General features: G+C 72.2%; 15 protein-coding genes and 1 tRNA gene. 11 read left to right on the forward strand and 5 right to left on the reverse strand.

The features are described from left to right. The first annotated feature begins 44 nt into the window (after window positions 1-44). Together ACZ6W9_RS32710 and ACZ6W9_RS32715 are read left to right on the forward strand one after the other, a co-directional pair. On the forward strand, window positions 45-716 hold the full coding sequence (locus ACZ6W9_RS32710) for an ABC transporter ATP-binding protein (RefSeq protein ID WP_389968979.1): 672 nt from the start codon (window positions 45-47) through the stop codon (window positions 714-716). Further along, window positions 713-2188, forward strand: coding sequence for a hypothetical protein (locus ACZ6W9_RS32715; RefSeq protein WP_470121221.1), 1476 nt, complete (start codon window positions 713-715; stop codon window positions 2186-2188). Before ACZ6W9_RS32710 ends, ACZ6W9_RS32715 begins: the two co-directional genes overlap by 4 nt. Before the next feature lie 71 nt (window positions 2189-2259). On the opposite strand, the gene ACZ6W9_RS32720 is transcribed toward ACZ6W9_RS32715, so the two are convergent. Together ACZ6W9_RS32720 and ACZ6W9_RS32725 are read right to left on the reverse strand one after the other, a co-directional pair. After that, window positions 2260-2898, reverse strand: a complete 639-nt coding sequence (locus tag ACZ6W9_RS32720) for a maleylpyruvate isomerase N-terminal domain-containing protein (RefSeq protein WP_389968982.1) — start codon at window positions 2896-2898, stop codon at window positions 2260-2262. Between the two features lie 108 nt (window positions 2899-3006). Beyond that, window positions 3007-4167: an RNA-guided endonuclease InsQ/TnpB family protein gene (locus ACZ6W9_RS32725; protein ID WP_470121223.1), complete on the reverse strand. Its 1161-nt coding sequence runs from the start codon at window positions 4165-4167 to the stop codon at window positions 3007-3009. A 7-nt stretch (window positions 4168-4174) separates the two neighbouring features. On the opposite strand from ACZ6W9_RS32725, the gene tnpA reads away from it, so the two are divergent. Beyond that, window positions 4175-4603, forward strand: coding sequence for an IS200/IS605 family transposase (tnpA, locus tag ACZ6W9_RS32730; RefSeq protein ID WP_389968986.1), 429 nt, complete (start codon window positions 4175-4177; stop codon window positions 4601-4603). Window positions 4604-4698: 95 nt separating this feature from the next. Here the strand turns inward: tnpA and ACZ6W9_RS32735 are convergent, their stop codons facing one another. After that, on the reverse strand, window positions 4699-5496 hold the full coding sequence (locus tag ACZ6W9_RS32735; protein ID WP_389968988.1) for a TVP38/TMEM64 family protein: 798 nt from the start codon (window positions 5494-5496) through the stop codon (window positions 4699-4701). 76 nt (window positions 5497-5572) lie between these two features. Continuing rightward, a complete protein-coding gene (locus ACZ6W9_RS32740; protein ID WP_389968990.1) occupies window positions 5573-6076 on the reverse strand; it encodes a 2-thiouracil desulfurase family protein in 504 nt (167 codons plus the stop codon). 86 nt (window positions 6077-6162) lie between these two features. On the opposite strand from ACZ6W9_RS32740, the gene ACZ6W9_RS32745 reads away from it, so the two are divergent. The 7 genes from ACZ6W9_RS32745 (at window position 6163) to ACZ6W9_RS32775 (ending at window position 11772) form a co-directional block, all read left to right on the forward strand. Continuing rightward, window positions 6163-6525, forward strand: coding sequence for a hypothetical protein (locus tag ACZ6W9_RS32745; RefSeq protein ID WP_470121226.1), 363 nt, complete (start codon window positions 6163-6165; stop codon window positions 6523-6525). Between the two features lie 122 nt (window positions 6526-6647). Next, on the forward strand, window positions 6648-7013 hold the full coding sequence (locus ACZ6W9_RS32750) for a hypothetical protein (protein ID WP_389969115.1): 366 nt from the start codon (window positions 6648-6650) through the stop codon (window positions 7011-7013). Between the two features lie 60 nt (window positions 7014-7073). Continuing rightward, window positions 7074-7751: an SRPBCC family protein gene (locus ACZ6W9_RS32755; RefSeq protein WP_362937540.1), complete on the forward strand. Its 678-nt coding sequence runs from the start codon at window positions 7074-7076 to the stop codon at window positions 7749-7751. Window positions 7752-7993: 242 nt separating this feature from the next. Further along, window positions 7994-9223, forward strand: a complete 1230-nt coding sequence (locus ACZ6W9_RS32760; RefSeq protein WP_389968994.1) for a CynX/NimT family MFS transporter — start codon at window positions 7994-7996, stop codon at window positions 9221-9223. 62 nt (window positions 9224-9285) lie between these two features. Beyond that, entirely contained in the window at window positions 9286-10146 is an 861-nt protein-coding gene (locus ACZ6W9_RS32765) for an alanyl-tRNA editing protein (RefSeq protein ID WP_470121229.1), read from the forward strand. Between the two features lie 103 nt (window positions 10147-10249). Next, window positions 10250-11680 (forward strand): MFS transporter, encoded by a 1431-nt coding sequence (locus ACZ6W9_RS32770; RefSeq protein ID WP_470121231.1) that lies wholly within the window; start codon window positions 10250-10252, stop codon window positions 11678-11680. A 19-nt stretch (window positions 11681-11699) separates the two neighbouring features. Next, window positions 11700-11772 (forward strand) — tRNA-Ala (locus tag ACZ6W9_RS32775). Between the two features lie 201 nt (window positions 11773-11973). On the opposite strand, the gene ACZ6W9_RS32780 is transcribed toward ACZ6W9_RS32775, so the two are convergent. Continuing rightward, window positions 11974-12774 carry a serine protein kinase RIO gene (locus ACZ6W9_RS32780; RefSeq protein ID WP_362937553.1) on the reverse strand — a complete coding sequence of 267 codons (801 nt, stop codon included), beginning with the start codon at window positions 12772-12774 and terminating at the stop codon, window positions 11974-11976. Window positions 12775-13263: 489 nt separating this feature from the next. Between ACZ6W9_RS32780 and ACZ6W9_RS32785 the strand changes: the two genes are divergently transcribed. Next, window positions 13264-14490 (forward strand): MFS transporter, encoded by a 1227-nt coding sequence (locus tag ACZ6W9_RS32785; protein ID WP_389969000.1) that lies wholly within the window; start codon window positions 13264-13266, stop codon window positions 14488-14490. The last annotated feature ends 36 nt before the right edge of the window (window positions 14491-14526 follow it).

The raw sequence follows: 14526 nt of genomic DNA on the forward strand, positions 1-14526 counted from the left end.
GGGAATGCGAAGGAGCCGTCAAACGGTTCGCGGAGCGGACCGCCGTGGACGGCGCGACCTTCCGGTGCGGACACGGGCAGATCACCGCGCTGCTGGGGCACAACGGCGCGGGAAAGTCCACGCTGTTCCGGGCGGCTGCCGGCCTCGTACGGCTCGACGAGGGTGCCATGCTGGTCGCCGGCCATCCACCCGGCGGCGCCCGAGCCCAGCAGGCTCTCTCCTACATGCCGGAACAACCCGATCTGTACCCGGGTGTTTCCGTCTGGGAACACGTCACCTTCATCGCGTTGGCCTACCGGCTGCCCGCGTGGGAGCCGCGCGCCCGCCGGCTGCTGGAGCGCTTCGAGCTCACCGACCGCCTCGACGCACTGCCGCACGAGCTCTCGCAAGGCCTGCGGCGCCGGCTCGCCCTCGTCATGGCGCTGCTGCACGGGGCCGAGGTGCTGCTGCTCGACGAGCCGTTCAACGGCCTGGACCCTCACAGCGCCGCGCGGTTGCGCACCATCCTCGGTGATCTCGCGGCGGAAGGGGCGGCCGTCGTTGTGACCACCCACATCCTGCATGACGCGCAGCGCATCGCCGATCAGGTGATCGTGCTCGAGCGCGGACGGGTCAAAGCCGGCGGGGACCTCTCCAGCCTCGCGCGCCAGGCCGGGCTGCCCAGCCGGACCGGGCTCGAAGAGGTCTATCTGGCGCTGACGTCGGAGACCCGATGAAGGCGTTCGCGGCCGCGGGCCGCGCCACCGGTTACGTCTCCTTCGCCGGTTGGTCCCGGCGGGTACGCGGACTACGCCCGTGGCGGATGCTGCTGCTGACGGCGGCAGCGGCCGCGGTCGCCCTGCTCCAGCTCAGGCTGCCCGCGTTCGCGCCGCGAGGCCAGGACGGCATGGCCGTCCGGATGGTCTCCGCCGCGCCGCTGATCCTGCCTCTGCTGTTGCTGACCGCCACGCGCCGCTCTCCGCTACGGCTGTCGGTCGGCGACGTCTCGTGGCTGCTGACCGCTCCCGGAGGCGGTCGTGCCGTGCTGGCCCGGCACCTGCTGGCCGGGCCGGCGCGCTTCTCGCTGATGGTCCTGACGACCGGGGCGCTGTCGCGCTGGGCCGCGGGGCTCGACCCGGCACCGGCCTGGCGGCCGGCCGCGGCCTGCGCCGTGCTGCTCCTGCTGCTCAGGCTGGTCACGTGTGGGCGCCATCTGCTCGCGCTGGGGCCTGCCGCGGCCCTCAGGGCCACGCGTGTCACCGGAGCGGTCTGGGGGGTGGCGATGCTCTCGTCCTACGCCTCCGATCTGCCCGCGGCGGCGTGGGTGCGGCTCGCGCCGCTCGTGCAGGGGCTGATGGGTTCGATGTTCGAACCGGCGCCGGGGTCGGCCCCGCCGCTGACGGCCGCCCTGGTGGCGCTGGTGTGCGTCGCGGCTCTGCTGGTGGCCGTCGCCGACGGGTACCAGGAGCCCGCCGCCGCGGCGGCTTGGGAGGCCGCGGGAGCGCGGGAGGTCCTGAGCCGTTCCGGCAGCGGCCAGGAACTGGGAGCCGAGCGGTTCCGTCCCGGGGTGGCCTCGCTGGGGCACCGGCCGGTGTTCGCCGCAGAGCGGGCGGTTCTCTACCGGGCGCTGGCGCAGGAGCGGCGGGTGCTGGCCGATCATCTCGTGATGCCCGCGGTGCTGCTCGTGGCGACGGTGGGGCTGCTGGTGACGGTCCCCGCGTACGCCTGGGTGCCGTTGCTCCTCGCCGTACCGCACCTGCTGGGCGAGCACCTCGTCGGAGGCCTGGCCGTGGAGCGCGACCACGACTTCGTGCCCGTGACGGGGATGCGGATGAAGCGAGTCCTGATCTGGGCCAACGTCCTTCCCACAGCGCGCACGGCGGCGACGCTGGAGGTGCTGTGGCTGCCGCAGATCCTCTCGCCCGTGCTCGCGGTGGACCTGTGGTGGGCCGGTGTGCTGCTGGCTCCGGTCACGGCCGTGCTCATCGCGGGCGCGGGCGAGCTGGCCGGGGCGCTCGCCGAACCGATGGCCGCCAGGTTCGTGCTCGCGCTGGGATCGTGCGCGCTCGGCTGGGTGCCGTGTGCGACCCTGCTGGCCTCGCACGCGCCGATCGCCGCGGTGGCGAGCCTGTCACTGGCGGCCGTGGTGACCTGCTCGGGTGCGGCCCGGCTCGTCACCTCGCCCGCCGGATGGCGAGGCTCGCGCTGATCGGCGTGGAGGGCGGCGACGAGGAGCCGTCTCCATGTGACGTGGGCCGCCGGTACGGAGGTCCCGGTCTCTCAGAAGGCGGTGATGGTGGCCGGGGCGCGTTCGGCACGGCTGAGCGCCCGCAGGACGCCGGTCGGGCCGTGACGGCGCACGGCCAGGCGGGCCAGCAGGCCGATCACCGTGTCGGCGGCGCCGGGCGGAAGCGCGGGTGTCGCGACGCCCACGCTGACCGCCAGGTCGTCGGAGTGGACGGCGAGCTCCATCATCCGGGTGATGAGCATGTCGTCGAGCGTCAGTGACCACGGTCCCCACAACGAGATGCGCACCGGCCGGTTCTCCGCCGAGGCGAGGGCGCCGTCCAGTTCTGCGAGGGCCGCGTCCACGCGCGCCACCAGCGCCGCGTGTCCTTCGGCCGAGACCTCCCGGCCGCCTCGCCGGATGCGGACGTTGATGTCGTCGTCGAGGCTCGCGCCGATCCAGTCCACCCGGGTGTAGTGCTCCAGCAGGGCGATGGTCTCCTCCTGCGGCACCGGCCCGGTCAGAAGCGGCGGGATGGCCAGGATCTGGTAGGCCAGGTGTCCCGCGAGACCGGCCACACCGAACTCCGGCAACGCACTCGGCCGGCTCCAGGCGGCGGCGACCTCCGGGCCGCGCAGCAGATCGGCGGCCGAGCGGGCGGTGGACAGGAAATCGGCTCTGGTGCCGGTCATTCACCTACTCCTTCCAGTGAAACTCCACCCGTCATTGTCAGCTTCTCGGCTGTAAACGACCGAGCTTGCAGCTCCTCGCCGTCGATGGCGTCGACGGTCCGGTCCGCGTCAGGCAGCGTGACGGACTGCCCAGCCCGCCTCACCGCGTGAGGCGATGTTGCGGGCCGCGTTGACGTCGGCGTGCTCAGCGAAGCCGCACGACGTACAGATGAAGGTTTCCTGGTCGGGCCGGTTGCGGGAGTCCACGTGTCCGCAGTGCGAGCATTGCTGGGAGGTGTAGCACGGGTCCACATGGATGACGGCCATCCCGGCCCGGGCCGCCTTGTAGGCGATGAAGGCTCCCAGCTGGTGGAAGCTCCATGAGTGCAGCGTGACCCGCTGGGGCTTGCGAAGCCGTACCCGGTCGCGGATGCCTTGGAGGTCTTCCAGGGCGATCCCTTGCCCGGTGCGTTCTGCCTCGGTCACGATCTGCTTGGCGATGCGGTGGTTGACGTCTACGGCGAAGCGGGCCTCCTTGCGGCGGCGTCGTTTCAGCAGCCGCTTGGCCGACTTGGTGGCCTTGGCCTGCAGACGGCGGCGCAGCTCACGGTTGCGGTGGCGGACCGCGTTCAGGTGCTTGCCGCTGTGCCGGATGCCGTCGCTGGTGGTGGCGATGTTGGCGATGCCCAGGTCCACCCCGCAGAACCCGTCCGGCGCGTTGATCGGGGCGTCCGATACCTCGACGGTGGCGTGCAGGAACCACATGCCGTCCCGCCGCACCAGGTCGGATTCGCCTTTGCGGTGTTCGGCCAGCAGCGCCAGCTGCGGGGCTGAGCCGGTGAAGGTGATGTTGCGCAGCCGTCCGGCGGTCGTCCAGATCGACACTGTCCGGTCCCCGTGCTGCCAGGACAGGCACCGGTCGTCGTAGGGATGTGCCGCGCCGGGCCGGAAGGAGATCGGTGTGCTTTCAGCTTTGATTCGCCGCGCCGATCCTCGTTTGCCCAGGTTTCCGGCGGCCAGGTTGGCATGCAGGGTGCGGTAGGCGTCGCAGACCTTCTTGATCACATGCTGGGCGGCCTGCGCGGCCAGCCCGAAGGTGGCCTTTACCTGCTCGTAGGTGTGCTTGCGCAGGTCGAAATTACGGAAACAGCGTTGCTGGAAGGCGATGCGCGAAACGAGATCGGCGGCCTGGTTGGCGGCGCGCAGCGTGGCCTCCAGTGCCGCCGCCTGCTCGGGCGTCGGCAGGAGCTTCACCTGCACCACCAGTCTCATGGTCGAACACACTATCATTTGGTCTATGTCACCGCGATGGGAACCGAACCCGGATATCCGGCGAGGCCGTAGTGTGGTCTATAGCCTGCATGCCCATTTGGTCTTCACGCCCAGGTACCGGGGGAAGGTGTTCACCGACGAGATCCTGCTCCGCTGCCGGGACATCATGATCGAGGTGTGCGACGGCTTCGGCGCGTCGCTGGTGGAGTTCAACGGTGAGCATGACCATGTCCATCTCCTGGTCCACTACCCGCCCAAGGTCGCGCTGTCCACCCTGGTCAACAGTCTCAAGGGCGTCTCGGCCCGGTTGCTGCGCAAGGAGTACCCGGCCCACATCCGCGAGTATCTGTGGGGCGGCCATTTCTGGTCGCCGTCCTACTTCGCCGCCTCCTGCGGGGGAGCTCCCCTGTCGATCATCAAAGAGTACATAGAGAACCAGAAGCGTCCGGACTGACGTCCGGACGCAAGCCCGGGTCAGGGAAGCGATTCCTCCCGGGGGTAAACGCCCGGGGTTCCTCGCTAGATGAGGCTGAAGCCGTCCGGCCCGGATCACGAGGGCTCGGGCGGAGCGGAACGCGCGGCGCGGCGCCGTACGGCCCGCCACAGGGGGACGCCGCCCAGCAGGACGGCGCACCCGGCGCCGGCGATCCACATCACGGGGGAGGCGGGCGCGGTGGCCGACGCCCCGGCGATCACGTAGACGGCGTTGCCCGGCACCGTGCCCAGCAGCGTCGCGGCGGCGAACGGCCACGGCCGCACCCCGGAGAGGGCGGCGCCGAGGTTGACCGCGGCGAACGGCACCCCCGGCAGCAGGCGCAGCGCCAGCACGCCGCCGAATCCGTGACGGGTGAGCCGCCGGTCGAGCGCGGTCAGGACCCGGCCCCGCAGCAGCGGCCGCAGGGCGTCCCGGCCGAGCAGCCGGGCGGCGGCGAAGGCGGTCACCGCGCCCGCGGTGGTGCCCGCCACGGCGAGGGGCAGGCCGTAGGCGATGCCGAACAGGGCGCCGGCGGCGGCGCTCAGCGCCGGTTTGGGAACGAAGGCGAACGTGCCCAGCGCGTAGACCGCCACGAAGGCCGGCCCCGCCCAGATCCCGGACGCGAGGCCGCCCGCGCCGGAGGCGAGCGACCACTGGGGCTCCCAGAGCAGCACCGCCCCGGCGGCCGCTCCGAGGAGCAGGACGAGCAGCGCCAGACGCGCCCACGGCGACAGCACGAGGCGGGCGGCACCCCGGGCGGGGGCGGGAGGGGCCTCCGGGCCGGAGGACGCCTGCGAGGCGGCGGCCGGCGGCCGGGCCGCAGTGGCGTCAGTGGCGTCGGCGGCGTCGGAGGTGGCACGGGAGGCGGTCACGGCGGCTTCCTGCGGATGGTTTCGGGAACGGCCCCCACCGTATGCCGTCCGGCGAGGCGTGCCCTCCGGGGTGAGGTCAGGGGCGCGGCCGCTCCAGCTCGCGCAGCCGCAGTCCCGCCTCGGCGATGCGGTCCTCGCCGTAGACCGCGATGCCGTGCCGCAGCAGCAGCGCGGTGGTGACGCCGTCGCCGGGCACGCGCCCGCCGCCGAAGGCGCCGTCGTGGACGACGAGGCTGCCGCAGGAGGGGCTCGCCTCCTTCAGGATCGCCAGCCTGACGCCGGACGTGCGGGCGGCCTCCAGCGCCGCGTGCGCGCCCGCCAGGAACGCCCCGGTGACGTCGGCTCCGGCGGCGGTCAGCACCCGGGCGCGGCCGTCCAGCACGGCCTCGCCCCCGGCGCCGCCCTCGATCTCGGCGGCGGGCCGCGGAACGGGCAGGCCGCCCGACACCTCGGGACAGAAGGCGATGAGCCGCCCCTCCTTCCGCCAGGCGGCCAGCAGCGCGTCACCGCTCGTCTTGGCGGCGCCGTCGTAGCGGACCCGGCGCCCCATCAGGCAGGCGCTGACCAGGATTCTCTCCACCCGCCCAAGCCTAGGCCGCCGACGCGGGGGGCGGGGTGGGCGGGCAGTACGCTGATGACCATGTCCGCAGGCCCTGTGATGATCCGGTGATCGGCCCGTTCGCGGCGGCGCTGATCGCGCTGTCGCTGCTGATCGTCGTGGCGGGCGCCGTCACCGCCGCCCGGGGCCGCGCGATGGGGACCGTGCTGCTCGGCGCGCTGGCGGTGCTGGAGACCGCCCTGCTCGTCCAGGCGGGGCTCGCGATCGCCGCGCTGGCGGGCGGTCAGGAGATCGGGGAGACGGCCACCTTCGTCGGCTATCTCATCGGGGTCCTGGTCATCCCGCCCGCGGCGGCGTTCCTCGGGCTCGCCGAACGCTCGCGCTGGGGGGCGGTCGTGGTCGCGGTGGGCGGCTTCGCCGTCTGCGTCATGGTCAGCCGGCTGTTGCAGCTCTGGCAGGGCGCGGCGTGAGCGGCACGGCGGCCGGCGGCGCGGCGGAGGGGGAGGAGCCGGTGGCCGGGGGAGACGGGCACGACCGAGGCGAGGAACGGCGCGGCGGCCGCCGCGCCGGAACCGGCGGGGGCGAGCCGGCGATCGGCAGCGGGCCGGGGCGCGCCCTGGTCGCGGTGTACGGGCTGTTCACACTGGCCGCGGGCGCGCGCGCCGCCGTGCAGATCGCGACGCGGTTCTCCGAGGCGCCGGTGGCCTACACGCTGTCGGCCTTCGCCGCCGCCGTCTACCTGGTGCTCACGATCGCGCTGGCCAGGGGGGACCGCAGGCTGGCGCTGGCCGCGTGCTGCGTGGAGCTGGCCGGGGTGCTCGTGGTGGGGACGCTCAGCATGGCGGACCCGGCGGCGTTCCCGAGCGCCACGGTCTGGTCCGGCTACGGCAGCGGCTACGTGTTCATCCCGCTGGTCCTGCCGTTCGTGGGGCTTTACTGGCTTTTGAGACGCCGCTAGTTAGACCGGTACCGCATCGGGCAGGTCTGCACCCCGTACACGAAAAAGGGAGGCAGGACTGTGAGCACGATCGAACAGTCGATCGACGTGAACGTGCCGATCCGTACGGCCTACAACCAGTGGACCCAGTTCGAGAGCTTTCCCGAGTTCATGGAAGGCGTCGAGTCGGTCAAGCAGCTGACGGACACCCGTACGGCGTGGGTCGTCGAGATCGCCGGGGTCCGCCGCGAGTTCGAAGCGGACATCACCGAGCAGCACCCCGACGAGCGGGTGGCCTGGAAGTCGCTGGACCGCCCCCACCAGGCCGGTGTGGTGACCTTCCACCACCTGGGTCCCGAGACCACCAAGGTCACGCTCCAGATGGAGTACGACCCGGAGGGCCTCGTCGAGAAGGTGGGCGACTGGCTGCAGATCGTCCGCACGCGCGTCCGCGGCGACCTGGAGCGCTTCAAGACGTTCATCGAGGCGCGCGGCGGCGAGACCGGTTCCTGGCGCGGTGACGTGCCGGGCCCGCAGGACAGGGAGGCGGGCGTCGGCGGCGTTCCCGGCGGCGTGACCGGCACCGGCGGGGTGACCGACGTCGGCGGCGGCTTCGGTGAGCCGGTTCCGCCGGGCACCGTCGGCGGCCAGAACTTCCCGCCGAGCCCTTCGCTTCCCCCGCCCGGTGGCGGCCCGGTGCCGCCGGCCGGCCGCCGGCTCGGTGAGGAGCCGCCGCCCGCCCCCGGTCCGGTCATCTGACGCGGCCGGAGCGGAAAGGCCGATCTCCCGGAGCGTGGGACGGCGGGCCTCCGCCGTCCCACGCCGGAGACGCCGGAGGAGGGGAGAACCGGGCCACGCCCTGTAAGGGACGCGGTGGCCCGGTTCTCACATTGTCACGGGTTTCCCGGGTCAGGAACAAATCGCCGTTTGGCCCCTGTTACAGTTGAGTCTGCCAATCATCCTACGATTCGACGACTCAACTGACGGAGGTCTGGAACCGTATGAGCGTGCTCACCCAGGAGACGCGCAGCCGCACCGGTGGATCGTCAGGATCTTTGGCCTGGTTGCTCGTGGCGGGGATCGTCCTCGCCGCCCTGAACCTGCGCACCGCCGTCACCAGCGTGGGGCCGGTTCTCGACCAGATCTCCTCCGGACTCGGCATGTCCGGGGCCGGGATCGGCCTCCTCACCACCCTCCCCGTACTGATCTTCGCCACGGTCGGCGCGGTGACGCCGGCGCTGGCGAGGAGGGTCGGCGAGCACCGGCTGCTGCTGGCCGCCCTGGTCGTGCTCGGCACGGGCCTGCTGGTCCGCGCGGTGGTGGGCTCGGCGGGGATCTTCCTGGTCAGCAGCGCCCTGGCGCTGTCGGGCGGCGCGGTGGGCAACGTGCTCATCCCCACCCTGATCAAGCGTCACTTCCCCGGCAGGGCCGGGACCATGACAACCGTCTACACCACAGCGCTCGCGGTCGGCACGATGCTCGCCGCCGCCGCGACGGTGCCGATCGAGCGGGCCGCCGACGGCAACTGGCACGTGGCGCTGGGAGTGTGGGCGGCGCTGGCCGCCGTCGCCGTCATTCCGTGGCTTGCGCTGTTGCGCAGTGAGCCGGAGCGGCACGCGGGCAGCACGACGTTCGGCGCCCGGGCCCTGGTGCGCAGCAGGCTCGCCTGGGCCGTCGCCGCGTACTTCGGCACCCAGAGCATGGTGGCCTACATCATGTTCGGGTTCCTGGCGAAGATCCTCATCGACGGCGGCTACACCACCGGGCAGGCCGGGCTGCTGCTGGGCGTCTTCACCGCGATCAGCATCCCGGTCTCGATGGCCGTGCCCGCGGTGGCCACCAGGTTCGCCGACCAGCGGCCCGTGGTGGCGGCCTTCGTGGTCTTCTACCTGGCCGGCTTCCTCACCCTCTGGCTCGCCCCGCCCGCCCTGGCCTGGCTGTCCACCGTGCTCATCGCCATCGGCATGGGGTCCTTCCCGCTGGCGCTGACCATGCTCGCGCTGCGCACCCGCACCCCCGAGGCCACCGCCGCGCTGTCCGGCTTCGGGCAGAGCGCCGGATATCTCATCGCGGGCGCCGGGCCGCTGCTGGTCGGTGTGATGCACGAGGCCACCGGCGGCTGGACGACCAGCTACCTGCTGCTGGTCGCGGTGGTCCTGGTGCAGCTGGCGGCCGGCTGGTACGCGGGCCGCGACCGCTACCTGGAGGACGAGCGGGTCCTGTCCCGCTGACCTTCCTCCGTGCGCGCCGGTACGGCCCGCGCCCCGACGGGGGCGGCGCGGGCCGTACCGGCATGCTGCATGATGTGGGGATGGACATCGGCGGATCGACATCGGTCAGCTTCCCGCGGGGCGAGGTCAGGGGGCGCTCGACGGTCGTGGCGACCTTCCCGGTGGACGGGCGCCACGGCACGGTCGTGGCCGAGACCCCGTTCCACCCCCTCGACCACACCTGGCCCGACCAGCCCGCGGACACCGGCACGATCGGCGGTCTGCCCGTCGCCGACTGCGTGACCGGGGCCGTGATGGACGGCGAGGAGACCGTCCACCTCGGCCCGGACATCCCGGTGCGCCGCGGCACGCCCGGCTGGAGCTGGCTGGTCGTCCACGTGACCGACGACCCGGTGACGGACGCCGAGGTCGAGCTGGCGGTGGACGCCGAGATCCGCCGGGCCCTGTCGGCCGGGCACACCGCCTGCCATCTCGCCGCGCTCGCGCTCAACGCGGCGCTGGCCGGACGGTGGCGCAAGGAGGTCCCCGCCGACGGGCTGGGCCACCCCGACTTCGACCAGGCGGCCATCACGTCCTCGCGGATCGTGCCGGGCGGCAGCGTGGACGTCTACCGCCTGGGCAAGTCGCTGCGCCGCAGGGGGTTCTCGGCCGAGGGGCTGGCCGCGGAGCTGCCGGAGATCGCCCAGCGGGTGGACGCCCTGCTCAAGGAGTGGGTCGCGGCGGACGCCCCGGTCCGGATCGACAGCCCCGGCCCCGAGCTGACCGCCCGCCGGACCTGGCACTGCGGCCTGCCCGGCGCGGAGGTCTCCATCCCCTGCGGGGGCACGCACCTGTCGCGCACCTCCGAGCTCGGCTCGGCCGGCGTCACCCTGGAGCTGTCGGAGGACGGCGCCGAGCTGACCATGCACACCGTCACGGGCTGACACGGCTTCTGTCACGGTTTTCCGGTATCGCACGAAAACCCGTTGGGCGCCTCCCGGCTACGATCTACCATTCCTTTGCGAAGGGCCGGGAAACGGGGGGACCGTGGCGGGAACAGTCGTCGTCGAGCCGGGCGCCGAACGGCGGAGCGGACGGCTGTGGCCGACCCTGCTCGCCCTGTCGATCGCCGGAATGGTGGTCTCCGTCCAGCAGACCGTGGTGATCCCGCTGCTGCCCCGCCTGATGGTCTCCTTCGGGGTGCCGGTCGCCGAGGTCACCTGGGTCTTCACCGCCTCGCTGCTGGCCGGCGCGGTCGCCACGCCCTTGCTGTCCCGTATGGGGGACATGTACGGCAAGAAGCGGATGATCCTCTTCGCCGTCGGCCTGCTCGTCCTGGGGTCGGTCGTCTGCGCCCTGTCCGGAACCCTCGCGGCGCTGATCGCCGGCCGCGCCCTGCAGGGCGCGTCGGCGGCGGTGATCCCGCTGGCCATCGGCATGATCAGGGACAGCTTCCCGCGGACCCGGGTGATGACGGCCATCGGCGTGGTCAGCGCCACCATGGGTGTCGGCGGCAACATGGGGATGATCGTCACCGGGGTCATCGCCGACCGCACCACCAGCCATCACCCGGTCTTCTGGATCACCGCGGCCCTGGCGGCGGCCGCGATCGCGCTCATCGCGCTGACCGCCCGCGACGGCGGGGCCAGGGCCGGAGGCCGCCCCGACGTCATCGGCGCGGTCCTGCTGTCCTGCTGGCTCGTCTGCCTGCTCCTGGGCATCTCCAAGGGCAACGACTGGGGGTGGGCCTCGGGGCCGGTCCTCGGCCTGTTCGCGGGCGCCGCGGCGCTGTGCGCGGTGTGGGTCTTCAGCCAGCTCCGGGTACGGGCGCCGATGGTACGGCTCCACCTGCTCGCCGGGCGCCACTCCCTGCAGGCCAACCTCGCCTCGCTGCTGCTGGGCTTCGCGATGTTCGGTTTCTTCACGCTGGTCTCCAGCTTCGTCCAGACGCCGCCCGCGGCCGGGTACGGCTTCGGCGGGTCGGTCCTCGACGTCGGCGTCTACGCCCTGCCCAGTACGGTGACCATGCTCGGCGCCTCCTTCATGGCCGGCCGCCTGTCCGCGCGGCTCGGGGCGGCCCACTGCCTGGCCCTCGGCGCGGCCTTCACCGCGGCCGGATTCGGCTGGTTCACCCTCTCCAACTCCTCCGTGCTCGACCTGGTCTGCTCCAACGCGCTACAGGGCCTGGGTTTCGGGATCGCCTACGCGGCGCTGGGGACGCTGGCCGTACAGCACGTCCCGATGAGCGAGAGCGGCATCGCCAGCGGCATCAACTCCCTGGTCCGCGCGATCGGCGGCAGCGTCTCCGGGGCGGTCACGGCGGCGATCCTGACCTCGGTCACCATCGCCGGGACCGCAGTGCCGTCCCGGGACGCCTACGTCCTGTGCTTCGCCGTCATCACGGTGGGCACCGTGATCTCCGCGGCGGTCGCCCTCGTCTCCGGCCGGATGGCACGCGGGGTGTCCGAAGTGGGCTAAGATTTCATCTGCACCGCAAGGGGCTATGGCGCAGCTGGTAGCGCGCCTCCATGGCATGGAGGAGGTCTGGGGTTCGAATCCCCATAGCTCCACCGGAAGGGCCGTTTCTGAGACGGCCCGCAGGTGGTTGACGAGATCCCGTCCGATCGGCTCGATCGGGCGGGATCTCGTCGTTCTCCCGGCTGACGTGGTCGTCGTCGCCGGATCCGGCCGGGTGCCGTCCCCTTCGCCGCAGCGCTGGAGGCTCCGGACGGACCCGGCGACGCCGGAGTGCGTCGCCGGGCGGAGGGTGATCAGAGCGCCATCGTGAGCAGGTCGGCGAACAGCTCCTGTTCGTCGACCTCGAACCCGCGGTTGGTGAACCACGTGGCCATGTTGTGGCAGTCGCGCATCAGGAAGTCCATGCCCTTGGGGTTGCCGACGATGTCGACGACCTGGGGCAGGTCGATCATCACGATCCGCTCGGCCTGCGCCAGGACGTTGTACGGCGACAGGTCGCCGTGCGCGAGCCCCGCGCGGGCCAGCTCACGCATGCCGTCGCGGAGCTGCTCGAAGTACACGCCGAGCAGTTCCGCAGGCGGCCGGACCTGGGCCAGCCGGGGCGCGGCGCCGCCCTCGCCGTCGTCGATGAACTCCATCAGCAGCTCGGTCCCGTCCACCTGCACGGGATACGGCACCGGGACGCCGGCCTTCCACAGCCGGTTGAGGGCGTCCCATTCGGCGTATGCCCACTGACCGGCCGCGACACCGCGGCCGTGCGAGGTCTTCTTCGCCATCGCCCGGCTGTCGCGGCTGTTGCGGGTACGGCGGCCCTCGACGTACGACGTACTGCGGTGGAAGGACCGGTGCTCCTCGGTGCGGTACCGTTTCGCGGCCAGCAGCGAGGACTTCGCCGGATTGTCGCCGATGGCCTCGACGGCCCGTTCGAGCAGGAAGACATCGGCTTCCTTACCGGTTTTGAGGACGCCGAGCTCGGTGTCGATCGCGGCCTGCTCCGTCACGACCCATGAGGGGCGTGGTTCCGGGCCGCGGCAACCGCGCTCGACCTCCAACCAGGTGGACCATCGCTGGTCCGGGCCCAGCTCCTCGCTCACCGAATGGAACGTGAAGACGAAGGCCGCGGCCGGATCCGGCCGGGACTCCTCACCGGTGGATTCGGGCCGGTGGGGGTCGAGGGCGGAAGAGGCGTCAGAGAGTTCGTACTCGGAAGACTCGGAAGACAACGGGTGTGCTCCTGAACAGAGAGATGGGACCGATGCGGACATGCCGCAGCGCAGTGATGGCCATCCGTCAGCCCTCCTTAGTCCAGGCAGCGCTCTCCGCCGCTCGATCGCCCCAGCATGCCCTGCCCGTTCCAGGCCGCGCAACGTGTTTACCGGAGCCGTGGTCCGTCCCGGCTCCACGGGACTCGGGGCGGACCGGGGCCGCCATCGATCCCGGCGCGGCCCATCCGCCCGTGGCCGCGAAGCCGCGCTGGCGCCGCCGCAGTCCCGGCATTCCCCACGTCCTCGTCCTCACGGCGCAGCGTGCGGCCGTGAAAACGCGTTGCCGTGGATCGCCGCGAAACGTATCGTTTTGCGCTTGTGATCGCAGTGGTGGAGAAGGCCCTGCCCGCCCGGCTGGGGACGGGGTTCCGGTGGTTGCTGGCCTCGAGCTGGCTGACGAATCTCGGTGACGGGGTCGCGGCCGCCGCGGGTCCGCTGCTGATCGCGACGTTGACCCGCGACCCGCTGATGATCTCACTGTCGGCCCTGGTGAGCTGGGCGCCGCCGCTGCTGTTCAGCCTGTACGCGGGAGTGCTGTCGGATCGGCACGACCGGCGCGGGATCGTGCTCGTGGCGAACGCGGCACGGGCCGTGGTGCTGGCGGCGCTCGTCGCGCTCATGCTGACCGGCACCGTGACCGTGGCGACGGCGCTGGTGGCGCTCACGCTCCGTGCCGTCGCCGAGGTGTTCGCCGACAGCGCGACGGCCACGCTGACGCCCATGATGGTCGGCAAGGACGATCTCGTCATCGCCAACGCCCGCCTGGGCACGGGGTTCATCACGCTCAACCAGCTCGCCGGGCCGCCGATCGGCGCGGCGCTGTTCGGCCTGGGCTTCACCTGGCCGTTCGCGGCCCAGCTGCTCCTGGTGGTGGCGGGGATCGTCCTGGTCTCCCGGATCACGCTGCCGCCGCACGGCCGGCGGACCGGCGATCCCGGGCCCGGCACCGTACGGGAACTCGTCGCCGGGTTCACCTGGACCGTCCGGCACGCCGCGGTCCGCACGCTGGCGCTCACCATCCTGATCTTCAACTTCACGTTCGGCGCGGCCTGGTCGGTTCTCGTCCTCTACACCCAGGAACGGCTCGGCCTCGGCGCCGTGGGGTTCGGCCTGATGACCACCATCGGCGGGATCGGCGGCCTGATCGGCACCGGCCTGTACGGGGTCATCACCCGCAGCGTGAGCCTCGGCGCCCTGATGCGGATCGGGCTCGTCATCGAGACGTTCACCCATCTGGGCCTGGCCCTGACCCGTTCCCCGTGGGTCGCCGGGGCCATCTTCCTGGCCTTCGGCGCGCACGCGTTCATCTGGGGCACGACCTCGGTCACCGTCCGTCAGCGCGCGGTCCCGAGCGAACTCCAGGGCCGGGTGGGCAGCGTCAACACCGTCTGCGTCTACGCCGGTCTGGTGGTCGGCTCGCTGATCGGCGGCATCCTGGCCGCCCGCTTCGGTGTCACGGCGCCTTTCTGGTTCGCCTTCGCCGGCTCCGCGGTGTTCGTCGTGCTGCTGTGGCGGCAGCTCATGCTCATCGCCCACGACGACTGAGACGTGACCGGCGAGGTCGCCCGGCCGACCGCCCTG

The sequence above is a fragment of the Streptosporangium sp. NPDC053982 genome (assembly GCF_055585205.1).